This is a genomic window from Parviterribacter kavangonensis (assembly GCF_056863335.1).
The window spans coordinates 80,280-103,475 of the sequence record NZ_JBXPJA010000001.1 but is presented as its reverse complement, the minus strand read 5'-3'; the positions used below and the strand labels follow the sequence as shown (position 1 = coordinate 103,475).

The window sequence follows — 23,196 nt, the reverse complement described above, 5'->3', positions numbered from 1 at the left end:
CCCGCCTTCGCGGCGGGAGCACGACTCTAGTCAGATGCCCCCCGACCCACCAGTAGGAAACCTGTCGAGAGCGGTCGACCGGTAGCGTCCAACGAATGGCCAGGGAGCACTACGACGTCCGAGGGCGGACGGCGCTGATAACGGGGGCGGCTCGGGGCATCGGCCTCGAGACCGCGAAGCGGCTGCACGGGCTGGGCGCGAACGTCGCGCTCGTGGGGCTCGAGCCGGACGAGCTGGAGCGCCAGGCGAGCGCGCTGGGCGACCGCGCGGCCTGGTTCGAGGCCGACGTCACGGACCTCGAGCAGCTCGAGGCGGCGGTCGCCGGGACGGTCGAGCGCTTCGGCGGCGTCGACGTCGTCGTGGCGAACGCGGGCGTGGCGCCGCACGGTTCGGTCGCCTCGGTCGACCCGGCCGCGTTCGAGCGGACGATCGACGTGAACCTGCTCGGCGTCTTCCGCACGGTGCGCGCCGCGCACGCGGAGGTCGTCAAGCGCCGCGGCTACTTCCTCATCATCTCGTCGGCCAGCGCGCTCGTGCACACGCCGCTCATGGCCGCCTACACGGCGAGCAAGGCGGGCGTCGAGGCGTTCGGCGACTCGCTGCGTGTCGAGGTCGCCCACACGGGCGCGAAGGTCGGCGTCGCCTACTTCTCGTTCATCGACACCGACATGGTCCGCCAGAGCTTCGACCGCCCGTCGGTGAAGGCGATGCGCGAGCGCGATCGCCGGGTGCTCGGCAACCCGATCCCGCTGCCTCAGGCGATCGACGCGATCGAGGCGGGCATCACGACCCGCGCGCGGCACGTCTGGGCGCCGAAGAGCGTGCGGCCGCTGATCTGGCTGCGCAGCTTCGTCCAGCCGCTCGCCGAGCGTCAGGCCAAGCGGTCGGGCATCGAGCAGACGCTCAAGATGGCCGAGCAGGAGGAGTCGACGCTCACGACGCCGCAGCCGGTGAAGGCGCCCGCGGGTCGCTGAGCGGCGCGACCGGGTCGGTCGACGGCGGCTCTCCCGCGCGGAGGGCCGCCGCCTTCGCGTCCAGGGTCCCGGTCTCGATCGCCTCGCGCAGGTCGCGCATCAGGCGACCGAGGTAGACGAGGTTGTGCAGGGTGAGCAGCCGCTGGCCGGTCTGCTCGCGGTTCTTGGCGAGGTAGCGCAGGTACCCGCGGCTGTGGCCGGCGCTGCAGGCCGGGCAGGGGCAGCCGTCCTCCAGCGGCTCCTCGCTGCTCTTCCACTTCGCGGCCGTGACGTCCATGCGGTACCGGCGGTCCGGGTCGGCGACCAGCGCGTGGCCGTGGCGGCCCAGGCGCGTCGGCGTGACGCAGTCGAAGGTGTCGATGCCGAGCTCGACGCCGCGGATGAGGTCGTCGACCTCGCCGATGCCGAGCAGGTGCCGGGGCTTGTGCTCCGGCAGCACGGCCGTCGTCCACTCCACGACCTCGTACATCTGCGGCTTGTCGGCGCCGAGCGAGCCGCCGATCGCCACGCCGCCCGCGTCGCTCGCCGCGATCGTCTCCGCGCTCTCCACGCGCAGGTCCTCGTGCACGCCGCCCTGGACGATCCCGTAGACGAGCTGGCCGTCCGGCCCGTGCTCGGCGTGCCAGTCCAGGCAGCGCTGCAGCCAGCGGTGCGTGCGCTCCGTCGAGCGGGCGGTGTAGTCGCGGTCGACGTGGAACGGCGTGCACTCGTCGAACACGAGGGCGATGTCGGACCGCAGGGCCGCCTGCACCTCCATCGAGGTCTCCGGCCCCATGAACACCTCGTCGCCGTTGCGCGGGTTGCGGAACGTCACGCCCTCCTCGGCGATCCCGAGCACCGAGTTGCCGCCGGGCCCCGCGCCGGTCTTCTTGATCTCCGCCGACACGTTGCCGTGGCCCATCGAGAACACCTGGAAGCCGCCGGAGTCGGTGATGATCGGGCGGTCCCAGCCCATGAAGCGGTGCAGGCCGCCGAAGCCGTCGATGAGCTCGTGCCCCGGCTCGAGCCACAGGTGGAACGTGTTGCCGAGCACCATGTCGTAGCCCAGCGCCGCGACCTCGTGGACGTCGATGCCGCGGACGACGGCCTTCGTCGCGAGCGGGACGAAGGCGGGCGTGCGCACGACGCCGTGCGCAGTGCGGAGCAGGCCCGCCCGCGCCCGGCTGGCCGGGTCGCGGGCGGTGATCTCGAGCGCGGGCGTCATCGCCCGCAGAGACTAGGAGGACTCGGACCCCTCGATGGCCTTGGGCCGGTCGCCCACGGCGATCTGCAGCCGGCGCGGCTTGCGCTCCTCCGGCTTCGGGATCCGGACCTCGAGCACGCCGTGCTCGAACGACGCGGCGATCTTGTCGGCGTCGACGCCCTCCGGCAGCGTGAGGCTGCGCGAGAAGGTGCCCGTCGCGCGCTCGACGCGGTAGAAGCCGCCCTTCTTGACCTCGTGCTCGGTCTTGCGCTCACCGGACACGGTGAGGACGTGGTCCTCGATCTCGAGCTTGACGTCGTCCTCGGTGAGGCCGGGCAGGTCCGCCTTGAGGACGAAGTGGTCGTCGGTCTCGACGAGGTCCATCGCCGGCATCCACCGGCGGTTGCCGCCGTTGCCCTCGGACGCCGTGACCGGCGTGTCGAAGAACGTGTTGAAGAGGCGGTTCATCTCGTGCTGGAGGCTGTTCAGCTCCCGCACCGGCTCCCAACGAACAAGCGCCATGTCTCCCTCCTACAGAGACGTGTTGATGAACGCCTCCATTGTAGGATCTCAGTCGGCGCGTATCAAGTTTGCTGCGCGTCGCAGGCGGGGGAGCCGCCGGCGGGAGCGATCGCCTCGAAGGCGTCGCCGAGGACCTCGAGCTCGCGGTCGCCCACGTGCTCCAGGAAGTGCGCGCGGACGCCGGCCAGGTGGGTCGCCGAGGCCTGCTCGAGCTTCGCTCGGCCGGCGTCGGTCAGCCGCGCGTACGCGCCGCGGGCGTCGTCGGGGCACGAGACGCGCTCGACGAGGCCGTCACGCTCGAGCCGGTCGACGAGGCGGGTCAGGCCGCTGCGCGACAGCAGCACCGACTCGGCGACGTCGCACATCCGCATCTTCCCCTCGGCCGTGCCGTGGAGGTGCAGGAGCACCTCGTAGGAGGTCAGCGCCAGGCCGTGCTCGGCCTCGAGCTCCGCGTCCAGCCGCTTGACCATGAGCGCGTGCGCGCGGAGCAGCCCGCGCCAGGCGCGAAGCTCGCGTTCGGAGAGGTTGCGGAGTTCGGTTGCGGACGTGGCCATGAGACGGGGCGACGGTAGCAGCGTTGGCGGCGCCTTCGCCAGAGTTGATTGCGTACGCAACTTAGCACGCGGGGACTAGGCTTTCGAGCGGTGACGCTCGAGGGTCTGCACCACGTCACGGCGATCTGCGCGGACGCGCAGGCGAACGTCGACTTCTACGCCAGCGTGCTCGGGCTGCGGATGGTCAAGAAGACGGTCAACTTCGACGCGCCCGACGTCTACCACCTCTACTACGGGGACGAGGCGGGCCATCCCGGCTCGATCATGACCTTCTTCGAGTTCCCCGGCGCCGCGCGCGGCCGCGCCGGCGCGGGGATGGTCCACACGGTCTGCTGGCGGGTCGGGTCGGCCGACGCGCTCGGGTTCTGGGAGGAGCGGCTGCGGGCCAAGGGCGTCGAGGCCGAGCGGACCGGCCGCGCGCTGCGCTTCGACGACCCCGAGGGGCTGCGCAACGCGCTCGTGTTCGCCGAGCTGCCGGACCCGCCGCTCGCCGCCGCCGCGCCGGACGTGCCCGCCGAGCACGCGATCCAGGGCTTCCATGGCGTCCGCGCCTACGCGACCGAGCGCGGGATCGAGGCGACCGTCCCGGTTCTGGAGGCGCTCGGGATGACGAAGGACGAGCACGGCCGCTGGGTCGCCGAGGGCGTCGACCGCCGCGGCCAGCTGCAGTGGGACGCGCCGCCCGCCGAGCCGGGCATCCAGGGCGCCGGCACCGTCCACCACATCGCCTGGAACGCCGCCGACGACAACGAGCTCGACCTCTTCCGCAAGCGCGTCCTCGACGCCGGCGGCCACCCCACCGGGATCATCGACCGCCAGTACTTCCACTCCGTCTACTTCCGCGTCCCGACCGGCGTGCTCTTCGAGCTCGCGACCCGCGACATCGGCTTCGACCTCGACGAGCCGCGCGAGCGCCTCGGCGAAGAGCTCCGCCTCCCGCCGCAGCACGAGCACCTCCGCCCGCAGCTCGAACGCCTCCTCACGCCCCTGAAGAACCCAAGGGTGCCGGCCTGATGAGCGGTGGGGGCGACGCCGCGCGAGGGAGTCGCGGCGAGTGAGCCCGCTCCCCCATCTTCTTCGCGAGCCCGACGGCGCGCCGCAGGGCGCGCTCGTCCTGTGCCATGGCCGCGGCACCGACGAGAAGGACCTCCGCCCGCTGCTCGACCTGCTCGACCCGCAGCGGCGGCTGCTGGGGATCACGCCGGGCGGGCCGCTCCATCTCCCTCCGGGCGGCCGGCACTGGTACTCCGTGCAGCGCGTCGGCTATCCCGACCCGGCGACGTTCGCCGAGGGCTTCGCGGCGCTGACCACGTTCACCGACGACCTGCTCGACGAGCGCGGGATCCCGTGGGACCGCGTGGTCGTCGGCGGCTTCTCGCAGGGGACGGTCATGTCGTACGCGATGGGGCTTGGCGCGGGCCGGCCGCTGCCCGCGGGGATCCTCGCGCTGAGCGGGTTCATCCCGACGGTCGACGGGTGGGCGCTGCGCGACGACCTCCCGCGCGGCTTCCCGGTCGTCATCGGCCACGGCGAGGCCGATCCCGTCATCTCCGTCGAGTTCGCCCGGCAGGCGCGCGCGACGCTCGAGGCCGCCGGCGCCGACGTCACGTACCAGGAGTCGCCGATCGGGCATCACATCGATCCCCGGTTCCTCGCCGGCCTGCCCGAGTGGCTCGCCGACGTGCTCGGCTTCTGACGCGCCTCAGCCGAGCAGCGAGCGGCCCGTCATCGCGGCGGGCTGCTCGATGCCCAGCAGCTGCAGCAGCGTCGGCGCGACGTCGGCGAGCACGCCCTCGTGCGGCAGCGTCACGTCATGCGACGTGACGATCACCGGCACCGGGTTGAGCGAGTGCGCCGTGTCGGGCGACCCGTCCTCCTCGAGCATCTCGTCCGCGTTGCCGTGGTCCGCGGTGATGAGCAGCACGCCGCCGCTCTCCTGCACCACCTTCACGACGTCGCGGAGGCAGGCGTCGACCGTCTCGACCGCGGTGATCGCGGCGGGGATGGAACCGGTGTGCCCGACCATGTCGGCGTTCGCGAAGTTGATGACGCCGAAGCGCGGGCCGTCCTCGCGCCATGCGGCGACGAAGGCGTCGGCCGCCTCGCGCGCGCTCATCTGCGGCTTGTGGTCGTACGTCGGGACGTCGCGCGGCGACGGCACGAGCTCGCGCCGCTCGCCCTCGTACGGCTCCTCCTCGCCGCCGTTGAAGAAGTACGTCACGTGCGGGTACTTCTCGGTCTCGGCGACGTGCAGCTGCTTGCCGCCCTCGCGCGCGATGACGTGGGCGATCGTCTCGGCCGGCCGCGACGGCGGGAAGGCCACCGCGAAGGTCCAGTCCTCCTCGTACTCCGTCAGCGTCGTGATGCGCTCGGCGTCCTCCGCCAGCGCGGTGACGATCTGGCGCATGCGGTCGGGGCGGAAGTTGAACGTCAGCACCGAGTCGCCGGGACGGATCTTCGCCTCGTCGCCGACCGTCGTGGCGGTGATGAACTCGTCCGTCTCGTCGCGGACGTACGCGGCGCGCACGGCGGCCTCGCCGGTGTCCGCGTGGTGCTCGGCCTTCCCCTCGACGAGCAGGTCGCGCGCGGCCTGCGTGCGCTCGGCGCGCTTGTCGCGGTCCATGCCGTAGTAGCGGCCGATGACGGTGCCGACACGGCAGCCGTCCCACGAGTCGACGCGCGCGAGGAACCCGGCGCCGCTGGTCGGCGAGGTGTCGCGGCCGTCGGTGAACGCGTGGACGACGACGTCCGGGACGCCCGCCTCGCGCGCGAGCCCGACGAGCGCCTCGAGGTGCTCGAGCGACGAGTGCACGCCGCCGTCGGACACGAGACCGACGAGGTGCAGCCGCTCGGTGTCGCGCATCGCGGCGTCGAGGACGTCGTTGGACTCGTGCTTCTCGACGAGCGCCTCGTCGATCCTCGTGAGGTCCTGCATGACGACCGCGCCGGCGCCGAGGTTGAGGTGCCCGACCTCGCTGTTGCCCATCTGCCCGTCGGGCAGGCCGACCGCCTTGCCGCACGCGATCAGCGTCGTGTGCGGGTAGGTCGACCAGAGCTCGTCGAACACGGGCGTGTCGGCCAGGTCGACCGCGTTCCCGGGGCCGGGCGGGGCGAGGCCCCACCCGTCGAGCACGACGAGCACCGCGCTCGGGAACGCCGGCGTGCTCACGGCTTCGCGGCCGCCACGATCGCCGTGAACGAGTCCGCCTTCAGCGACGCGCCGCCGACGAGCGCGCCGTCGACGTCCGGCAGTGCGAGCAGCTCCTCGGCGTTCTCCGGCTTGACGCTGCCGCCGTAGAGGACGCGGACGAGCTCCCCCTGGTCGCGCGAGCGGTCGGCCACGAGCGCGCGGACGAAGGCGACCGCGTCCTGCGCCTGCTCGGGCGTGGCGACGTTGCCGGTCCCGATCGCCCAGATCGGCTCGTACGCGATGACGACCTCGTGCAGGCGCTCCGTCGGGACGTCGCGGAGCCCTTCCTGCACCTGATGGCGCAGCTTGCGCTCGGTGTCGCCGCGCTCGCGCTCCTCCTCGGTCTCGCCGACGCAGAGCATCGGGACGAGCCCGGCGTCCAGCGCGACGGGGACCTTCTTCTCGAGCGCCTTGTCGCTCTCGGCGAAGAGCTCGCGCCGCTCGGAGTGGCCGAGCAGCACGCCGTCGATGCCGAGCTCGGTGAGCATCCGCACCGACACCTCGCCGGTGTAGGCGCCGGTGTCGGCCTCGTGCATGTTCTGCGCGTAGACGGCGAGCGCCGTGCCCTGCGCGGCCTCGGTCACGGCGGCCAGCGCCGTGTACGGGACCGCGACCGCGACGTCGACGCCGGGATGCTCCGTCACCGCCGGCAGCACGCCGGCGACGAGGTCGCGCGCCTCGGCGGTCGTGCCCCACATCTTCCAGTTGCCGCAGACGAGCGACTTGCGGTCGCTCATCGGAGGGCCTCCACGCCGGGAAGGGGCTTCCCCTCCAGCAGCTCGAGCGAAGCGCCGCCGCCGGTCGAGAGGTGCGTGACCCGGTCGGCGAGCCCGAACTGCGCGAGCGCCGCCGCGCTGTCGCCGCCGCCCACCACCGTGACGCCGGACGCCCTGGCGACCGCCTCGGCGACCGCGCGCGTGCCGGCCGCGAACGGCTCCAGCTCGAACGCTCCCATGGGGCCGTTCCAGAACACGGTGCCGGCCTGCGCGATGACCTCGCTGTAACGCTCGGCCGTGCGCGGCCCGACGTCGAGGCCCATCCAGCCGTCGGGCACGTCGACGCCGTCGAGCTGCTGCGTCTCGGTGTCGGCGGAGAACTCGCGGCCGAGGACGAGGTCCTGCGGCAGCACGAGCTTGTCGCCGCCGTCGGCGACCGCGCGCTTGGCGGGCTCGATGCCCTCCTGCTCGCACAGCGACGAGCCGACCGAGTGCCCGGCGGCGGCGAAGAACGGGAAGCACATCGCGCCGCCGATGAGCACGGTCTCGGCGCGCTGGAGGAAGGCGTCGAGCACGCCGATCTTGTCCGTCACCTTCGCGCCGCCGACGACGGCGACGAGCGGGCGCTTCGGATCGGCGAGGATCCCCTCGAGCGTGTCGACCTCGCGCTGCAGCAGCAGGCCGGCGGCGCTCGGGAGCAGCCGCGCGATGCCGTGGGTCGACGCGTGCGCGCGGTGCGCGGCGCCGAAGGCGTCGTTGACGTAGGCGTCCGCGAGCTTGGCGTAGCGCTGCGCGAGCTCGGGGTCGTCCTTCGTCTCCCCCGGCTCGTAGCGGACGTTCTCGAGCATCACCACGTCGCCGTCCGGGACGTGGTCGAGGTCGGTCGCGAGCGGCACGTCCACGCCGAGCAGCTCGCTCGTGCGCTTCGCGACCGGCTCGAGGCTGAACTCCGGCTCGCGGTCCTTCGGCCGCCCGAGGTGGGCCGCCAGGATGAGCTTCGCCCCGCGCTCGCGCAGCGCTTCCAGGGTGGGAAGCGCCGCGCGGATGCGAGTGTCATCCGTGATCGCGCCTTCCTTCAGGGGGACGTTGAAGTCGACCCTGACGAAGACGCGTTTCCCGTTGAGGTCCCCGAGGTCGTCGAGGGTCCTCACGACTTGGCGGCCGCCGGGACGAGGACCTTCTGGGCGAGCTCGACGCAGCGGTTCGAGTAGCCCCACTCGTTGTCGTACCAGGAGACGGCCTTGACCATCGTGCCGTCGATGACGCTCGTCAGCTGCGCGTCGAAGATCGACGAGTGCGGGTTCGTGACGATGTCGCTCGAGACGATCGGGTCCTCGGTGTAGGCGAGGATGCCCTTCAGGCCCTCGCTCTCCGCGGCGGCCTTCATCGCCTCGTTGATCTCCTCCGCCGACGTCTCGCGGTTCGCCTCGATCGTGAGGTCGACGACCGAGCCGGTCGGGACGGGCGCACGGACGGCGAAGCCGGAGAGCTTGCCCTGCAGCTCCGGCAGCACGAGGCCGACGGCCTTCGCGGCGCCGGTGGACGCCGGGATGAGGTTGATCGCGGCGGCGCGGGCGCGGCGCAGGTCCTTGTGCGGGAGGTCCTGGAGGCGCTGGTCGGCCGTGTACGCGTGGATCGTCGTCATCAGGCCGTGCTTGATGCCGACGGTGTCGTTGAGGACCTTGGCGAACGGCGCGAGGCAGTTCGTCGTGCACGACGCGTTCGAGATGACGTCGTGCTTGTCCGGGTCGTACTGGTCGAAGTTGACGCCGAGGCAGACCGTGATGTCCTCGCCCTTGGCCGGGGCGGAGATGATGACCTTCTTCGCGCCGCCCTCGAGGTGCTTGGACGCGTTCTCGCGGTCGGTGAAGCGGCCGGTGGACTCGATGACGACGTCGACGCCGAGGTCGCCCCAGGGGAGCTTCGCCGGGTCGGTCTCGGCGAGGACCTTCAGCTCGTCGCCGTCGACGAGGAGGCCGCTGCCCGTGTCCTCGACCGTGCCGGGGTACGGACCCAGGATCGAGTCGTACTTGAGCAGGTGGGCGAGGGTCTTCGAGTCCGTGAGGTCGTTGACGGCCACGAAGTCGATGTCCGCGTTCGCCGCCTTCGCCGCCCGGAACAGGTTCCGGCCGATGCGACCGAAGCCGTTGATGCCGACGCGTACGGGCATGGGTTCAGGTTCCTCCTGAGTCTTCTGTGCTGGCGCAGTGTCCGGCGACGGACCTTATCCGTCACGTTCGTGAAGCGGTTTCAGCACGCTCGCCGCGCGCAGCACGTCGGCGGGCGGCGCCGGGGACTGGAGCGCCCGGCCGCGCAGCGCGGTCGCGAAGTCGGCGCGCCCGGAGAGCAGGTCGTCGGCCGTCTCCGCCGCCGCGTAGAGGACGAGGTCGGCCTCGGCGTCCGGCGTGTCGAACGTGATCGCCGGCTCGTCGCCCTCCAGGTCGAGGAGCAACGCTGCGTCCGGGCGGTGCAGGCGCCAGAGGATCCGCACCCGCAGCCGCTGCGCCGCCCGACGCACCTCCGGCCTGGCGAGCCGGCGGCGCACCCGCTCGCCGAGCTCCGCGTAGACCTCGGCGTCGTCGGCGAACCGGGGCCGCTCGCGCTCCCGCTTGAGCGCCATGCGGACGTCCGCCGCCGACCGGACCCCCTCGGTCGCGCGCCACCACCGCGTCCGCAGCTGGGCGAACGGGTCGCCGTGACGCCCGAGGTCGCCGAGCGCCGCGGCGTACGCCCGCCGGCCACTGCTGCCCCACTCGACCTCCGCCCCCTCCTCCTCCCACTTCGAGGGCAGCACGAAGACCGCGTCCTGGTCAGCCTCGACGACGTGGCCGGTCAGCGGCGTCCTCAGCACCAACCCGTCGTCGCCGCCCCCCGACCGCAAGATCACGTCGCCCCGCCTCACCGGCGACCCGATCTCCACCGCCGGCCGCATCCGAGTCTCCCCAGCCGCGATCTCCTCCGCCACCGCCCCTCCGCGCCCCGGCGGCTGGAGGGCGCGGACCTCCGGGGTGGGCGCGAGCCGCACCCCTTCCGCCGTGAGGGTGACCTCGATGTGGTCGTCGACGACGGTGCCCGAGAGGCCGACGCGGGCGAGGGACGGGACGTCGGGCCGGTGAGTCCGCGGGCGGGGCGGGATCGCCTCGAACGGGATCGGGCGGCCGTGCTCGCAGGCGGTCTCGACGAGGTGGTCGACCGGGACGAGCGGCACGCGGTAGCGGCGGGCGGCCATCCGGAGGTCCTCCTCGTGGCGCGCGGAGCAGCGGTCGGGCAGCGTAAGCGCGACGATCGTCGCCAGCTCGGCGCGGAACCCCGTCCGGTGGACCTCGACGTCACCCCACGCGACGATCGCCCCGACGGCCTCCTGGTCGGGCCGCAGCCGCTCGTCCGCCGCGTCGGCGAGCGCGTAGAGCCCGCACGAGCAGGCCGCGACCGGCGCCCGGTGCGCCGGGTGGAAGAGGCACTTGGCCGTGTTCACCCCCGGCTCCCACGCCCCGGCCGCGCCCGCCGACCACGGGACGAGCACCCCCCGGTCGACCCTCCACGCGCGGAAGCCGACGAGGGGCTCGATGAAGTCCGGAGCCGTCACGCGGGCGCGGGCTCGCGCGCAGGCGCGGGCTCCACCGGCGCCGGCTCCTGCGGAGCAGGAGGCTCCTCGCGCGGCACCGGAACGACCAGAGGCTCGATCCGGATCCGCCGCGACGGCCCCGGGAGATCGAGGAGCCTCATCGCGACCCCGTCACGATCTCGAGGCGCAGCCCATCCGGGTCTCGGAGGTACGCCGAGTAGTACCTGGGGCCGTATTGGGTTCTTGGGCCGGGGGCGCCGTCGTCGCTCCCTCCCGCTTCGAGGCCGGCGCGGTGCGCCGCGTCGACAGCCGGCCGGGAGACGGCGCGCAGGGCGACGTGCCCGTAGCCCGGCGCGGGCGCAAGGCCGCGCTGGACGACCCAGAACGACGGCGCGTTGTCGCCCCACGCGACGGCGCCGGGCGATTGGAACTGCCGCCGGATCCCGAGCGCGAAGAAGACCGCGTCGTAGAAGGCCGCCGACCGGTTCAGGTCGGCGACCTCGAAGCCGAGGTGGTCGATCACACCGCCCTCACCGGGCGGTAGGCCTCGTTCGCCGCGAGGTGGACGTCGCGGTGGACGACCTCGACGTGCAGGCCGTCGCGGTCGCGGTACCGCTTGGCGAGGTGCTCGGCGATCGCGACGGACCGGTGCCGGCCGCCGGTGCAGCCGATCGCGACCGTCAGGTGCGCCTTGCCCTCGTGGACGTACTCGGGCAGGAGGAAGTCGAGCAGCGAGTGCAGCCGCGCGTAGAACTCCGACAGCTTCCCGTTGCGGCCGACGTACTGCACGACGCGGTCGTCGCGCCCGGTCAGCGGCCGCAGCTCGTCGACGTAGTGCGGGTTCGGGAGGAACCGGACGTCGAACGCCAGATCGGCATCGCGCACCGGCCCGTGCTTGAAGCCGAACGAGGTGAACGTCACCGACAGCCGCTGCGTCGCGTCGACCGGCAGCAGCTCGTTCGCGATCCGCCGCCGCAGCGACGCCGCGCTGAGCCCGGTCGTGTCGATCACCGCGTGCGCCCGGTCGCGCAGCGGCGCCAGCATCGTCCGCTCGGCCGCGATGCCGAGCTCGACGCTGCCCTCCGGTGCCAGCGGATGCCGCCGCCGGGTCTCCTTGTACCGCGTGATCAGCGCCGTGTCGTCGGCGTCGAGGAACACGAGCCGGTGCGGCAGCTGCAGCCCGTCGAGCGTCGCCAGCAGCGCGTCGAAGTACTCGCCCCCGCGCACGTCGCAGACGAGCGCCGCCCGCTCGACCTTCGACCCGTCGTGGCGGAACAGCCCGATGAGCGACCCGATCATCTCCGGCGGGAGGTTGTCGACGCAGAAGTACCCGGCGTCCTCGAAGACGTTCATCACGGTCGACTTGCCTGCGCCGGAGAAGCCGGTGATGACGACGAGGTCCTCGAACGGGGACGGCATGGGCACCTCCCACTATGCCGCGGACGGCGGACGCCGTCAGCGGTTCATGCGCAGGTGGGCGTGCAGGTCCCGGGCGACCTTCGGCGGGACGCCGGGCACCGCCTCGAGCTCCTCCCGCGACGCGCCGACGACCGCCTCGGGCGACCCGAAGTGCTTGAGCAGGGCGCTCTTGCGCGTCGGCCCGATCCCGGGCAGGCCGTCGAGCATCGACTCGGTCATCGCCCGGTCGCGCCGCGTGCGGTGGTGGGTGATCGCGAAGCGGTGCGCCTCGTCGCGCACCCGCTGCAGCAGCTGCAGCGCCGGCGTGTCGTGCGCCAGCAGCAGCGGATCGCGCCGGTCGGGAAGGAACACCTCCTCGATGCGCTTCGCCAGCGAGACGACGGCGACGCCGCGATCGCGGAAGCCCTGCAGCACGGACAGCCCGCTCGACAGCTGGCCGGGGCCGCCGTCGATGACGATCAGCGACGGGAGCGTCGCGAACGACTCGTTGCGCTTCGGGTCGTGCGGCGAGAGGTCCTGCTGGCGCTCCCAGTTCTCGAGCCGCCGCCGCAGCACCTCGGCCATCGAGGCGAAGTCGTCGGGCACGCCCTCCTCGCCCCCGCGCACCACGAACCGCCGGTAGTCGGACTTCTTGGGCGCCCCGCCCTCGAACACCACCATCGACGCGGTCGTGTGCGTGCCCATGAGGTTCGAGATGTCGAAGCACTCGATCCGGATCGGCAGCGCGTCCAGGCCCAGCGCCTCCTGCAGCCCGCTCAGCGCCTCGACGCGCTGCTCGCGCCGCCGCTCCTCCTTGAGCTTCTCGGTGTCGAGGGCGAGCTTCGCGTTGCGCACCGCCAGCTCGAGGATCCGCCGCTTGTCGCCGCGCTCGGCCCGGCGGATCTCGACGCGCGCGCCGCGCCGCTCGGTCAGCAGCTCCGCCAGCACGGGATCGGTGTCGTGCTCGACGACGATCTGCCCCGGCACCGAGGGCGCCTCGGTGTAGTACTGGAGCAGGAACTCCTGGAGCACCTCGGGCGCCGACAGCTCGCCCTGGTTCGTCAGGTAGAACGACTGGCGGTCCGACAGCACGCCGTCGCGCACCTGCAGCACCTGCGCGTTGGCGTCGACGCCGCTCAGGGCCACGGCCACCGCGTCGACCGACCCGACGCCCGCGTTCGCGATCCGCTGCTTCTCGAGCAGCGACCGCACGGCCTGGAGCCGGTTGCGCTCGATCGCCGCCTGCTCGAACTCGTGGACGCCGGCGGCGAGCTTCATCCGCTCCTCCAGCTCCTGCTCGACCTCGCGGTAGCGCCCCTGGAGGAACGCGACGACGCCGTCGATCGCCTGGCGGTACTCCTCCTGGTTGACGTAGCCGACGCACGGCGCCCCGCAGCGCTTGATGTAGTAGTCGAGGCAAGGCGAGCCGGACCGCCGCCCGGGCACCGTCCCCTGGCACGAGCGGTACATGAAGATCTTGCCGAGCGTGTCGAGCGTCGACCGCGTCCGCTTCGCGCTCGAGTACGGGCCGAAGTAGAGGCGGTCGCGCCGGTGGCGCTCGCGCGTGAAGTAGACGCGCGGGAACTCCTCGTCCATCGAGATCGCGATGAACGGATACGACTTGTCGTCGCGCAGCCGGATGTTGAACCGGGGCTGGTACTGCTTGATGAAGTTCTGCTCGGCCAGCAGCGCCTCGGCCTCGGTCCCGACCTCGAGGAAGTCGATCGACTCGGCCATCTCGACCATCTCGACCTCGCCGCGCGTGACGCGGTTCGAGAAGTGCCCGCCGACCCGCTTGCGGATCGACTTCGCCTTCCCGACGTAGATGACGGTGCCCCGCCCGTCGCGGAAGAGATAGACACCGGGCGCGTCCGGAAGGTTCTTGCGCTGCTCGGACAGGGAAGGACTTGGCACCGTTGCCCGAGGATAAGAACAGCCCTGCCCGGATCCGGGCCGTGGCGAAGGAGCGGCTCGGCTACGACGAGCTGAGACCCGGCCAGCTCGAGGCCGTCCAGTCGGTCGTCGGCGGCCGCGACACGCTCTGCGTCATGTCGACCGGCAGCGGCAAGTCGGCCATCTACCAGCTCGCCGGCTTCCTGATCGACGGCCCGACCGTCGTCGTCTCGCCGCTCATCGCGCTGCAGCAGGACCAGATGGAGGCGGTCGAGGAGGAGGCCGCCGTCGTCAACTCGACGCTGACCGACCGGCAGCGCGAGGAGGTCCTCGAGGACGTCGCCGAGGACGAGGTCGAGTTCGTCCTCCTCGCGCCCGAGCAGCTCGCCAACGAGGAGGTGCTCGCCGAGCTGCGCGAGGCCGGCGTCTCGCTCTTCGTCGTCGACGAGGCGCACTGCGTCAGCCAGTGGGGCCACGACTTCCGCCCGGACTACCTGCGCGTCGGCCCGGCGATCGCAGCGCTCGGGCACCCGCCCGTGCTCGCGCTGACCGCGACCGCGGCGCCGCCGGTGCGCGACGAGATCCTCCAGGTGCTGGGGATGGACGACGCCGAGGTGATCGTCAAGGGCTTCGACCGCCCGAACATCCGGCTCGAGGTCGACCGCCACGAGGAGCCCCAGCGCAAGCGCCGTGCGCTGCTCGACCGCGTCGAGGAGCACAAGGAGGGCCCCGGCATCGTCTACTGCGCGACGAAGAAGGGCGCCGAGGAGGTCGCGGAGGAGCTGCGCGAGCGCGGCGTCCGCGCGCAGCACTACCACGGCGGCCTGGGCGCGAAGCAGCGCCAGGAGCGCCAGGAGGGGTTCATGACCGGCGACGGCATCGACGTGATGGTCGCGACGATCGCCTTCGGCATGGGCATCGACAAGTCCGACGTCCGCTGGGTCTACCACCACGACATCAGCGAGTCCGTCGACTCCTACTACCAGGAGATCGGACGGGCGGGCCGCGACGGCGAGCCGGCCGAGGCGGTGCTCTTCTACCGTCCGCAGGACCTCGGCCTTCGCCGCTTCTTCGCCAGCGGCCGCGTGAAGACCGACGAGGTCGAGCAGGTCGCGCAGGCGCTGCTCGTCCACCGCGACCCGGTGCGGCCGAAGGAGCTCGTCGAGGAGCTCCCGCTCAGCGACACGAAGCTGGCCACCGCGATCCAGCACCTCGAGGAGGCGGGCTTCGCGCACGTCAACGACGACGGGACGATCGCGGCGAACCGGGAGAGCGATCTGATCGAAGCGGTCGAGCGCGCGGGCGAGGCCGAGGAGCACCGCGAGGCCTTCGACCGCTCGCGCGTCGAGATGATGCGCGCGTACGCCGAGACCGACGGCTGCCGCCGCGCGCTCGTGCTCGGCTACTTCGGCGAGGACTTCGACCCGCCGTGCGGCAACTGCGACGTCTGCGAGCGCCGCGGCGACGAGGTCGCGCGCGAGGAGGAGGCCACCCCGTTCACGGTCGGCGAGCGCGTCGAGCACGCCGAGTGGGGCGTCGGCACGGTCGGCCAGATCCAGGACGACCAGGTCACCGTCGTGTTCGACACGGTTGGATACAAGACGCTCGGCCTCGACCTCGTCCTCGAGCGCGACCTCCTCGCCCCCGCCGACCCGGCCACATGAACCCAGCCGACCCGACCGCCGTCCTCGACCACATCACCCCCGGCGCCGACGTCATCGTCCCGATGGCGTGCGGCGAGCCGGCGACGCTGCTCGACACGCTAGAGCAGCACAACGAGGAGCTGCGCGACGTCCGCGTGCACCAGATGCACGCGCTCTACGACCGGCCGTACATCCACGGCGCGTACCCCGGCCGCCTGCGCCACGTCAGCTACTTCCTCTCGCACGTGACGCGGCAGGCGTACTGGGAGGGTCAGTGCGACCTGGTCCCGAACAACTTCTCCGAGATGCCGGCGCTGCTGCAGTCGTGCACCGGCTGCTCGATCGTCCTGGCCGCCGCCTCGCCGCCCGACCGCCACGGCCACTTCAGCCTCGGGACGAACGCCGAGTACGTCGCGCGGCTGATCGGGCGCGTGCCCTTCTTCCTCGAGGTCACGCCGCACATGCCGCGGACCTTCGGGCTCAACCAGATCCACATGACGCAGATCGCCGGTTGGACGCAGACGGAGTGCGATCTCGTCGAGGTGCCGCCCGTCGTGCCGGGCCCCGACGACCACGCCATCGCCGCGCACATCGTCGAGCGCATCCCGGACCGCGCGACGCTGCAGATCGGGATCGGCGGGATCCCGAACGCGGTCCTCGGCTCACTGCACGGCCACCGGGAGCTCGGCATCCACACCGAGCTGCTCGCCGACGGGATCATGGACCTCGTCGAGCGCGGCGTCGTCACCGGCACGTACAAGGAGACGCGGCCGAACAAGGTGGTGACGACGTTCGCGCTGGGGTCGCGCGCGCTCTACGACTGGATGGACGGCAACTCCGCCGTCGAGATGCTGCCGGTCGACATCGTCAACGACCCGCGGCGGATCGCGCGCGAGAAGCGGTTCATCTCGATCAACGCGACGACGGAGGTCGACCTCTACGGCCAGTGCGCGTCGGAGACGATCGCCGGGCGTTACTGGTCATCCAGCGGCGGCCAGGCCGACTTCGCCCGCGGCGCGATGTACAGCGAGGGCGGCCACGCGTTCGTCGTGCTGCACTCGACGACGAGCAAGGGCCGGTCACGCATCCGCGCGCGGCTGACCTCCGGCTCCGTCGTCACGACGCTGAAGAACACCGTCGACCACGTCGTCACGGAGCACGGCATCGCGGAGCTGCGCGGCGTCCCGATCGCCGAGCGCGCCCGCCGCCTCATCAGCATCGCCGCGCCGGAGCACCGCGAGGACCTCGAGCGCGAGGCCCACGAGGCGGGCATCCTCGTGACTTGAGGGTCCCGACCAGGGGGTCTCCCCGATGCCACCGTCCGCGCGCGGTGGTGGTATGGGGGTCATGGAAGGACCGATCATCTACATCGACTGCGACATCCCCTCCGGGATGACGCTGCACGAGTACCGCCGGTCGCTGTGCTCCGACCGCGCCGCGCGCCGCCCGGTCTGGCGCCGCCTCCTCCGCCGCCGCTAGAACGCGCGGAGCCCGTGGCCGCCCCTCCCCACACCGGCGGGTGCAACTGCGGCGCGGTTCGCTACGAGGTGAGCGCCGAGCTGCTCGGCGCGAGCTACTGCCACTGCCGCCGGTGCCAGCGCCGGTCCGGCGCGGCGGCATCGCCGAGCGCCCATGCCGCCCCGGAGTCGTTCCGCATCCTCTCCGGCGAGGACGTGCTGAGGTTCTGGAAGCCGGACGACGGCGGCGAGAAGTGGTTCTGCTCGGTCTGCGGGTCGTCGGTCTTCGCGCGCAACGACAGACACCCCGACTGGATCGCCGTCCGCATGGGGACGTTCGACGAGGACCCCGGCGTCCGGCCGTCCGTGCGGTCGTGGGTCGGATCCGCCGCGGCGTGGGAGCCGATCCCCGAAGACGGCCTGCCGCGGCACGAGGGCAGCCGCTACTCCGCATCGCGCTGAGCCGTCGAAGAGCGCCAGCGTCACGCGCGCTCGCCGCCCGGCTCCCACCACGGCTTGCCGCGCTCGCCGAGCGCGACCTTCGCGGCGTGGACGCGGTCGCGAGCGGCGCGCTCGGCCTCGGGGTCGTTCGCGCGCTTCGCAGCGCCGACGGCGCGCCGGGCGGCCATGAGCTCGTCGACCAGCTCCTGGCGGCGCTCCTCGGGGAGGCGGGGGTCGCTCGCGCGCCAGCGGCGGCCGTCGATGACGACGTAGCGGCCGTCCGGTGTGCGTTCCCCGGCCACCCCGTCAGGGGTTCGGGAGCGCGGCCGCGAACGCCGTGAACGCGTCGGGGTCGCGCCATGGCGGACCGTGGCCGGCGCAGATGAGGCTGGGGCGCAGCGCGGCGAGCCGGCGGATCGAGGCGCGGTTGCGGACCGGGTCGGGCGTGAAGCCGGCCGGCGGCTCCTGCAGTCCCTTGCGGGTCGTGACGAGGCTCATCGTGTTGATGACGTCGCCGAGGATGAGGACGCGGTCGCGCGCGCGCCAGAACGCGACGTGGCCGGCGGAGTGCCCCGGGACCTCGAGCACCGTGAACTCGCCGACCGCGTCGCCCTCGGCGAGGGCGCGGTCGACGGGATGGCCGGGACCGGTCCAGAACCGCTTCTGGAACCGGTTGCGCAGACCCGGCTCCTGCCGCCGGGAGACGGCCTCGGGGCCGCCCTCGGCCGGCTCGACGTCGTCGCGCCCGACCCAGAACGGGACGCCGAACTCCGTGCACACCGCGCGGCTCGCGCCCTGGTGGTCGGGATGCGCGTGGGTGAGCGCGTGGGCCGAGAGCTTCCGCCCGCGCAGCTGACGCATGATCCGCTTCGTGCCCTGGCGCGTCGCGGCGTCGACGAGCACGTCGCCCGCGAGGTAGACGTTGATCGCGTTCGGCGGGAGGCCGCGAAGCCGGAAGACGCCGTCGGCGAGCTGCTCCATGCTTGAGACGCTAGCGGTGATCTGGACGCATGTCCGAATGCAACCGCGATTGACGCCCAGTACAAGGTGCTTGTGCCGTCCGGCACACCGCCGGAACGGACTCTTCGGCGGGGACACGTCCAGAGGAAGGTCACACATGACCGCACGTACGAAGGGCCTCGCCGGTCTCGCCGCGACGATGCTGGTGGGCGTCGCCGTCAACCCGCTCGGTTCAGGCGCCGCTCCGCTTCCGTCGAACTGCGTGAAGGTCCAGGGCCAGATCACGTGCACCACGTTCGACGGCCCGGGCAACAACCAGGCCGGCGTCGGCACGACGACCGTCGACGAGACGCAGGGCAACACGACCAACACGTCGCCCGCGCCGCAGGACCTCGACTCGACGTCGAGCTGCAAGCCGGGCAAGTCGCAGGGCAATCCCTGCAACTAGTGCCATGCGCCTCCGCCCGCGGCCGTCAGGCCGCGGGTGCGGGGGCCGCCGCGGCGACCGGCGCCAGCGTGACCGGGATGCCGTTCAGCACCGCCGTGCCCGACAGCGGGTCGAGCACGTCCTCGTCGGTGAGCTGGTTGGAGTTGCGCTCTCCCCATCCGTGAGGGATCGAGACGACGCCGGGCATGACGTCGTCTGTCACCTCCGCCGGGATCTCGAGCTCGCCGACGCGCGAGGCGACGAGCACCATCGCGCCGTCCTCGATCCCGTGGCGCGCCGCGTCGTCCGGGTGGACGAAGGCCGTGCACCGCTCCGGCCCGCCGGCCAGGACCGGCAGCCCGTTCATCCACGAGTTGTTCGAGCGCAGGTGGCGCCGGCCGATCAGCACGAGCTCCGCGTCCGTGCCCGCGTCGAGCGCGGCGTGCAGCCGGTCGACGTCGGCGACGAGCGGCTCGGGCGCCAGCTCCACCAGCCCCGACGGCGTCTTCAGCGCCTCCGGCAGCCGCGGCTCCAGCGGCCCGAGGTCGATCCCGTGCGGCGCCGCTTCGAGGTCGGCGAGCGACAGCCCGTACGCCCCCGCGCGCAGCATCAGGTCCACCAGCCGCTCCGGCCCGCGTCGATCGGCGGCCGGCTCCAGCTCCTCCCGCCGCGCGAGGTCCGCGGCGACCATGTCGTCGAGCGCCGCGACGTCCGCGGCCGGCCCGAGTCCCGCGACGATCCCGGTCAGCCGCAGCAGCGTCTCCCACTCGTCGGGCATCGACCGCTCGAGCACCGGCGGCGACCAGTTCGCGACGTTGCGCACGGCGAACCCGTAGAGCGCGAGGTCGTAGTGCGCCTTCTCGAGCGGCGACGGCACCGGCAGGATCACGTCGGCGTGGCGAGTGGTCTCGTTGACGTAGATGTCGACGCTGACCATGAAGTCGAGCGACGCCAGCGCCGCGTCCAGCCGGCCGGCGTTCGGCGTCGACACGACCGGGTTGCCCGCGACGGTGATGAGCGCGCGGACCTGGCCCTCGCCGGGCGTCTCGATCTCCTCGGCCAGGCAGGCGACCGGCAGCTCGCCGAACAGCTCGGGCGCCTGGCGCACGCGCGACGTCCAGCGGCCGAAGCGCGCGCCGCGGCCGGAGCCGGTGCCCCGCTTGGCGTGGGCGGGCAGCGGGAACATCGCGCCGCCCGGCCGGTCGAGGTTGCCGGTCAGCGCGTTGACCACGTCGACGAGCCACGACGTCGTCGTGCCGAAGACCTGCGTGGTCGTGCCGATGCGGCCGTAGACGGCGCTCGCCGGCGCGGCGGCCAGCTCGCGCGCGAGCCGCCTCGTCACGTCGGCGCCGATCCCCGTCGCGGCCTCGACCGCCTCCGGCGAGAAGTCGGCGGCCAGCCCGCGCACGACGTCGAGACCGTTCACGCCATCGACCGGCGTCGCCAGGTCCTCCTCGAAGAGCACGTGGACGAGCGCCATGAGCAGCAGCGCGTCCGTCCCGGGCCGGATCCAGACGTGCTCGTCGGCCACCTTCGCGGTGCGCGTCCGGCGCGGGTCCACGACCACGACGCGCCCGCCACGCGCCTGGATCCCGCGCAGCCGGCCGCGCACGTCGGGCGCGGTCATGAGCGACCCGTTCGACGCGAGCGGGTTCGCGCCGAGCATGAGCAGGTAGTCGGTGCGATCCAGGTCGGGGACCGGCACCGTCGCGCCGCTGCCGAACATGTACGCCGCCGCCATCTGCTTCGGGTACTGGTCGACGGTCGACGCGCTGAAGAGCGACTTCGACTGCAGCGCCTTCAGCAGCGCCCGCAGGTAGAGCAGGCCGCCGATGTTGTGAGCGTTCGGGTTGCCGACGTAGGCGGCGACGGCGTCGCGGCCGTCGCGCTCGAGGATCGGCGCGAGGCCGTCGTTGACCACCTGGAACGCCTCGTCCCACGAGGCCTCGCGGAACGTCCCGTCGGCCTGCTTGACGAGCGGCGTGCGCAGGCGCGCGGGGTCCTCGTGCAGCGACTTCAGCGACACGCCCTTCGGGCACAGGAACCCCTGTGAGAACACGTCGTCCGCATCACCCCGGACCTTCTCGACCGAGCCGTCGTCGGCGATCGTCACCGCGAGGCCGCAGGTGGCCTCGCAGAAGGGACACGTCCGGAAGGCAGTGCGCATGGGCGGACTCTACTCTTCGGCCCCCGATGCGCCCCGTGTACGTCACCGGCCACCGCAACCCCGACACCGACTCGATCGCGGCGGCGATCGGCTACGCGGAGTTCCGGACCCGGATGGACCGCGGGACGGAGTACATCCCGGTCCGGCTCGGCGACGTCAACGCGCAGACGAAGTGGGTGCTCGAGCGCGCGGGCGTGCCCGAGCCGCGCTACCTGCCGCACATCCTGCTGCGCGTCCGCGACGTGATGCAGGAGGACTTCGATCAGGCGGACGCCGACGAGTCCGTCCGCACCGTCGGCATCACGATGGCGCAGAAGGGGCTCGACCTCCTGCCGGTCGTCGACGACGACGGCTGCCTGGCCGGCGTCATGACCGAGCGCGTGCTCGCCCGCCGCTACATCCGCGAGTCCCGCGAGGCGTCCTCGCTGCAGGACGCGCCCGCGACGATCGCCGCGATCGTCGACGCGCTCGAGGGCGAGCTGTGCGTCGGCGAGGAGGGCGAGGTCGCCGGCCGCGTGTGGGTCTACGCGATGGAGGAGGGCTGGGACGACACCGGCATCGAGGCGGGCGACGTCGTCGTGATCGGCAACCGCGAGGAGGCGCAGAAGCGGATCATCGAGCTCGGCGTCGCGCTGCTCGTCATCTCGAACGGCCAGCGGCCGTCGAAGGACGTCGTCGAGCTCGCGAGCGAGAAGGGGACGCGGATCGTCCTGTCGCCGCTCGACAGCTACGTCACCGGCCGCATGATCACCCTGGCCGCGCCGTGCCGCTCGCTCATGGACGACGAGCCGCTCACCGTCCACCCCGACGACCTGCTGAGCGACGTCGCCGAGCAGGTCAAGGACGTCAGCTACGGCGCCGCCGTCGCGGTCGACCACGACCGCCCCGTCGGCCTGGTGACCCGCAGCTCGATCGTCAACCCCGAGCCGCGCCGCGTCATCCTCGTCGACCACGCCGAGCAGGGCCAGAGCGTCCACGGCATCGACCGCGCCGAGATCGTCGAGATCCTCGACCACCACCACATCGGCTCGATCGAGACGCGCATCCCGGTGCGCGCGACGTTCGACCCGGTCGGCTCGACGGCGACGCTCGTCGTCGAGCGCTTCCGCCAGAACGGGATGGAGCCGAGCGAGGAGTCCGCGACGGTACTGCTGGGCGCGGTGCTCAGCGACACCGTGATCCTCAACTCGCCGACGACCACCGACCGCGACCGCGCCGTCGTCGAGTACCTCGAGGGCCGCATCGATGCCGACGCCGAGGAGTTCGGCCGCGAGATGTTCGAGGCCGGCTCCGACGTCTCCGAGGCGACGGCCGAGGAGATCATCAGCCGTGACGCCAAGGAGTACGAGGTCTCCGGCGGGACGATCGCGATCGCGCAGATCGAGACCGTCGGCCCGGCGCTCGACGAGCGCCGCGACGAGCTGCTGGCCGCGCTCGAGAACGAGCGCACCCGCCACGAGCGCGCGATGAGCGCGCTGATGGTCACCGACATCCTCGCCGGCGGCACCACGCTGCTCATCTCGGGCGAGCGCGGCCCGGTCCACCGCGCCTTCGGCAACGACGGCGACGACGGCGTCGTCGACCTCCCCGGCGTGATGAGCCGCAAGAAGCAAGTCGCGCCGGTGATCCTCGGCGCGTTCTGAGCACGGTCGCCGTCTCTCCTCACGCCTTGGCTAGCCGTTGCTAGCGAATTGGCTAGCACCCGCTAGCCCGTGAGGCGGTGGAGGGTGCGACTAAGAGATCACGCCGTCGTTCACGAGCGCTTCCAGCACCGACGCCTGAGTTGGGAGGTGGATCCAACCCTCACGCGCCGCGACTGATGTGTCGTCCGGCCCGATGGTCTCCCCCTTCGCGCTTGCCCTGGCGACCAGCGCGCACAACAGCGCGTCGACGCAGACCCGTGACGATCCCCTCGCGCACCGCCGGATCCTGAGCCTTGTAGGAGGCGACGGAAGGAAGACCTTGTGGCCGGAGGTCGAACTGGCGAAGCGCTGCATCCGGATACCGGACGCGAGTGTCAGACAACCGGCGAGCCAGACGACCGGCCGTGGTTCGGGTGGCCGGGCGGGCCGTCGCCGCGCGGTCGACGGACGGCCGAGAGGCGTC

General features: G+C 72.4%; 23 protein-coding genes. 9 read left to right on the top strand and 14 right to left on the bottom strand.

All coding sequences use genetic code 11. The features are described 5' to 3' along the window. Nucleotides 1-95 precede the first annotated feature (95 nt). Complete coding sequence (locus AC1UE4_RS00470) at nucleotides 96-974, top strand: SDR family oxidoreductase (RefSeq protein WP_482915253.1); 879 nt, start codon at nucleotides 96-98, stop codon at nucleotides 972-974. Here AC1UE4_RS00470 and tgt read toward each other — a convergent pair. The 3 genes from tgt to AC1UE4_RS00455 all read right to left on the bottom strand — a co-directional run bounded on the left by tgt (nucleotide 934) and on the right by AC1UE4_RS00455 (nucleotide 3,233). Beyond that, the gene (gene tgt, locus AC1UE4_RS00465) at nucleotides 934-2,178 is read right to left on the bottom strand and encodes a tRNA guanosine(34) transglycosylase Tgt (protein WP_482915252.1); all 1,245 of its coding nucleotides are present in this window, start codon (nucleotides 2,176-2,178) and stop codon (nucleotides 934-936) included. The genes AC1UE4_RS00470 and tgt overlap by 41 nt on opposite strands. 12 nt (nucleotides 2,179-2,190) lie before the next feature. Continuing rightward, complete coding sequence (locus AC1UE4_RS00460; RefSeq protein WP_482915251.1) at nucleotides 2,191-2,679, bottom strand: Hsp20/alpha crystallin family protein; 489 nt, start codon at nucleotides 2,677-2,679, stop codon at nucleotides 2,191-2,193. Nucleotides 2,680-2,741: 62 nt separating this feature from the next. After that, on the bottom strand, nucleotides 2,742-3,233 hold the full coding sequence (locus AC1UE4_RS00455; RefSeq protein ID WP_482915250.1) for a MarR family winged helix-turn-helix transcriptional regulator: 492 nt from the start codon (nucleotides 3,231-3,233) through the stop codon (nucleotides 2,742-2,744). Nucleotides 3,234-3,323: 90 nt separating this feature from the next. Between AC1UE4_RS00455 and AC1UE4_RS00450 the strand changes: the two genes are divergently transcribed. Beyond that, the gene (locus AC1UE4_RS00450) at nucleotides 3,324-4,247 is read left to right on the top strand and encodes a VOC family protein (protein WP_482915249.1); all 924 of its coding nucleotides are present in this window, start codon (nucleotides 3,324-3,326) and stop codon (nucleotides 4,245-4,247) included. A gap of 40 nt (nucleotides 4,248-4,287) precedes the next feature. Further along, nucleotides 4,288-4,929 carry an alpha/beta hydrolase gene (locus AC1UE4_RS00445; protein WP_482915248.1) on the top strand — a complete coding sequence of 214 codons (642 nt, stop codon included), beginning with the start codon at nucleotides 4,288-4,290 and terminating at the stop codon, nucleotides 4,927-4,929. Between the two features lie 6 nt (nucleotides 4,930-4,935). On the opposite strand, the gene gpmI is transcribed toward AC1UE4_RS00445, so the two are convergent. The 8 genes from gpmI to uvrC form a co-directional block, all read right to left on the bottom strand. Further along, nucleotides 4,936-6,402, bottom strand: a complete 1,467-nt coding sequence (gpmI, locus tag AC1UE4_RS00440) for a 2,3-bisphosphoglycerate-independent phosphoglycerate mutase (RefSeq protein WP_482915247.1) — start codon at nucleotides 6,400-6,402, stop codon at nucleotides 4,936-4,938. After that, a complete protein-coding gene (gene tpiA, locus AC1UE4_RS00435; protein ID WP_482915246.1) occupies nucleotides 6,399-7,160 on the bottom strand; it encodes a triose-phosphate isomerase in 762 nt (253 codons plus the stop codon). The genes gpmI and tpiA overlap by 4 nt, the downstream gene beginning before the upstream one ends. Further along, on the bottom strand, nucleotides 7,157-8,290 hold the full coding sequence (locus tag AC1UE4_RS00430) for a phosphoglycerate kinase (protein ID WP_482915245.1): 1,134 nt from the start codon (nucleotides 8,288-8,290) through the stop codon (nucleotides 7,157-7,159). Before AC1UE4_RS00430 ends, tpiA begins: the two co-directional genes overlap by 4 nt. Next, a complete protein-coding gene (gap, locus tag AC1UE4_RS00425; protein ID WP_482915244.1) occupies nucleotides 8,287-9,309 on the bottom strand; it encodes a type I glyceraldehyde-3-phosphate dehydrogenase in 1,023 nt (340 codons plus the stop codon). The genes AC1UE4_RS00430 and gap overlap by 4 nt, the downstream gene beginning before the upstream one ends. Nucleotides 9,310-9,363: 54 nt before the next feature. After that, nucleotides 9,364-10,725 (bottom strand): hypothetical protein, encoded by a 1,362-nt coding sequence (locus tag AC1UE4_RS00420; RefSeq protein WP_482915243.1) that lies wholly within the window; start codon nucleotides 10,723-10,725, stop codon nucleotides 9,364-9,366. A gap of 136 nt (nucleotides 10,726-10,861) precedes the next feature. Then, nucleotides 10,862-11,227 (bottom strand): VOC family protein, encoded by a 366-nt coding sequence (locus AC1UE4_RS00415; protein ID WP_482915242.1) that lies wholly within the window; start codon nucleotides 11,225-11,227, stop codon nucleotides 10,862-10,864. Next, on the bottom strand, nucleotides 11,224-12,123 hold the full coding sequence (gene rapZ, locus AC1UE4_RS00410; RefSeq protein WP_482915241.1) for an RNase adapter RapZ: 900 nt from the start codon (nucleotides 12,121-12,123) through the stop codon (nucleotides 11,224-11,226). Before rapZ ends, AC1UE4_RS00415 begins: the two co-directional genes overlap by 4 nt. 36 nt (nucleotides 12,124-12,159) lie before the next feature. Further along, nucleotides 12,160-14,016: an excinuclease ABC subunit UvrC gene (gene uvrC / locus AC1UE4_RS00405; protein ID WP_482915240.1), complete on the bottom strand. Its 1,857-nt coding sequence runs from the start codon at nucleotides 14,014-14,016 to the stop codon at nucleotides 12,160-12,162. 41 nt (nucleotides 14,017-14,057) lie between these two features. Between uvrC and AC1UE4_RS00400 the strand changes: the two genes are divergently transcribed. The 4 genes from AC1UE4_RS00400 to AC1UE4_RS00385 all read left to right on the top strand — a co-directional run bounded on the left by AC1UE4_RS00400 (nucleotide 14,058) and on the right by AC1UE4_RS00385 (nucleotide 17,557). Continuing rightward, complete coding sequence (locus tag AC1UE4_RS00400; RefSeq protein ID WP_482915239.1) at nucleotides 14,058-15,659, top strand: RecQ family ATP-dependent DNA helicase; 1,602 nt, start codon at nucleotides 14,058-14,060, stop codon at nucleotides 15,657-15,659. Next, a complete protein-coding gene (locus tag AC1UE4_RS00395) occupies nucleotides 15,656-16,924 on the top strand; it encodes an acetyl-CoA hydrolase/transferase family protein (protein WP_482915238.1) in 1,269 nt (422 codons plus the stop codon). Before AC1UE4_RS00400 ends, AC1UE4_RS00395 begins: the two co-directional genes overlap by 4 nt. 61 nt (nucleotides 16,925-16,985) lie before the next feature. Then, complete coding sequence (locus AC1UE4_RS00390; RefSeq protein ID WP_482915237.1) at nucleotides 16,986-17,117, top strand: hypothetical protein; 132 nt, start codon at nucleotides 16,986-16,988, stop codon at nucleotides 17,115-17,117. 14 nt (nucleotides 17,118-17,131) lie between these two features. Next, a complete protein-coding gene (locus AC1UE4_RS00385; protein ID WP_482915236.1) occupies nucleotides 17,132-17,557 on the top strand; it encodes a GFA family protein in 426 nt (141 codons plus the stop codon). 20 nt (nucleotides 17,558-17,577) lie between these two features. On the opposite strand, the gene AC1UE4_RS00380 is transcribed toward AC1UE4_RS00385, so the two are convergent. Next, entirely contained in the window at nucleotides 17,578-17,838 is a 261-nt protein-coding gene (locus AC1UE4_RS00380) for a hypothetical protein (RefSeq protein WP_482915235.1), read from the bottom strand. Between the two features lie 4 nt (nucleotides 17,839-17,842). Beyond that, nucleotides 17,843-18,517, bottom strand: a complete 675-nt coding sequence (locus AC1UE4_RS00375; RefSeq protein WP_482915234.1) for an MBL fold metallo-hydrolase — start codon at nucleotides 18,515-18,517, stop codon at nucleotides 17,843-17,845. Nucleotides 18,518-18,653: 136 nt separating this feature from the next. Between AC1UE4_RS00375 and AC1UE4_RS00370 the strand changes: the two genes are divergently transcribed. Beyond that, on the top strand, nucleotides 18,654-18,944 hold the full coding sequence (locus AC1UE4_RS00370; protein WP_482915233.1) for a hypothetical protein: 291 nt from the start codon (nucleotides 18,654-18,656) through the stop codon (nucleotides 18,942-18,944). A 25-nt stretch (nucleotides 18,945-18,969) separates the two neighbouring features. Here the strand turns inward: AC1UE4_RS00370 and AC1UE4_RS00365 are convergent, their stop codons facing one another. Continuing rightward, nucleotides 18,970-21,090, bottom strand: coding sequence for a molybdopterin-dependent oxidoreductase (locus tag AC1UE4_RS00365; protein ID WP_482915232.1), 2,121 nt, complete (start codon nucleotides 21,088-21,090; stop codon nucleotides 18,970-18,972). A 26-nt stretch (nucleotides 21,091-21,116) separates the two neighbouring features. Between AC1UE4_RS00365 and AC1UE4_RS00360 the strand changes: the two genes are divergently transcribed. Then, a complete protein-coding gene (locus AC1UE4_RS00360) occupies nucleotides 21,117-22,733 on the top strand; it encodes a putative manganese-dependent inorganic diphosphatase (RefSeq protein ID WP_482915231.1) in 1,617 nt (538 codons plus the stop codon). The last annotated feature ends 463 nt before the right edge of the window (nucleotides 22,734-23,196 follow it).

What these genes read in the sequence shown, in the direction of transcription:
- AC1UE4_RS00375 (WP_482915234.1), bottom strand. Translation starts at nt 18,517, where the DNA reads ATGGAGCAGCTCGCCGACGGCGTCTTCCGGCTTCGCGGCCTCCCGCCG.
- tgt (WP_482915252.1), bottom strand. Translation starts at nt 2,178, where the DNA reads ATGACGCCCGCGCTCGAGATCACCGCCCGCGACCCGGCCAGCCGGGCG.
- AC1UE4_RS00460 (WP_482915251.1), bottom strand. Translation starts at nt 2,679, where the DNA reads ATGGCGCTTGTTCGTTGGGAGCCGGTGCGGGAGCTGAACAGCCTCCAG.
- gap (WP_482915244.1), bottom strand. Translation starts at nt 9,309, where the DNA reads ATGCCCGTACGCGTCGGCATCAACGGCTTCGGTCGCATCGGCCGGAAC.
- AC1UE4_RS00370 (WP_482915233.1), top strand. Translation starts at nt 18,654, where the DNA reads ATGACCGCACGTACGAAGGGCCTCGCCGGTCTCGCCGCGACGATGCTG.
- AC1UE4_RS00470 (WP_482915253.1), top strand. Translation starts at nt 96, where the DNA reads ATGGCCAGGGAGCACTACGACGTCCGAGGGCGGACGGCGCTGATAACG.
- AC1UE4_RS00395 (WP_482915238.1), top strand. Translation starts at nt 15,656, where the DNA reads ATGAACCCAGCCGACCCGACCGCCGTCCTCGACCACATCACCCCCGGC.
- rapZ (WP_482915241.1), bottom strand. Translation starts at nt 12,123, where the DNA reads ATGCCGTCCCCGTTCGAGGACCTCGTCGTCATCACCGGCTTCTCCGGC.
- AC1UE4_RS00455 (WP_482915250.1), bottom strand. Translation starts at nt 3,233, where the DNA reads ATGGCCACGTCCGCAACCGAACTCCGCAACCTCTCCGAACGCGAGCTT.
- AC1UE4_RS00365 (WP_482915232.1), bottom strand. Translation starts at nt 21,090, where the DNA reads ATGCGCACTGCCTTCCGGACGTGTCCCTTCTGCGAGGCCACCTGCGGC.
- AC1UE4_RS00360 (WP_482915231.1), top strand. Translation starts at nt 21,117, where the DNA reads ATGCGCCCCGTGTACGTCACCGGCCACCGCAACCCCGACACCGACTCG.
- tpiA (WP_482915246.1), bottom strand. Translation starts at nt 7,160, where the DNA reads ATGAGCGACCGCAAGTCGCTCGTCTGCGGCAACTGGAAGATGTGGGGC.
- AC1UE4_RS00390 (WP_482915237.1), top strand. Translation starts at nt 16,986, where the DNA reads ATGGAAGGACCGATCATCTACATCGACTGCGACATCCCCTCCGGGATG.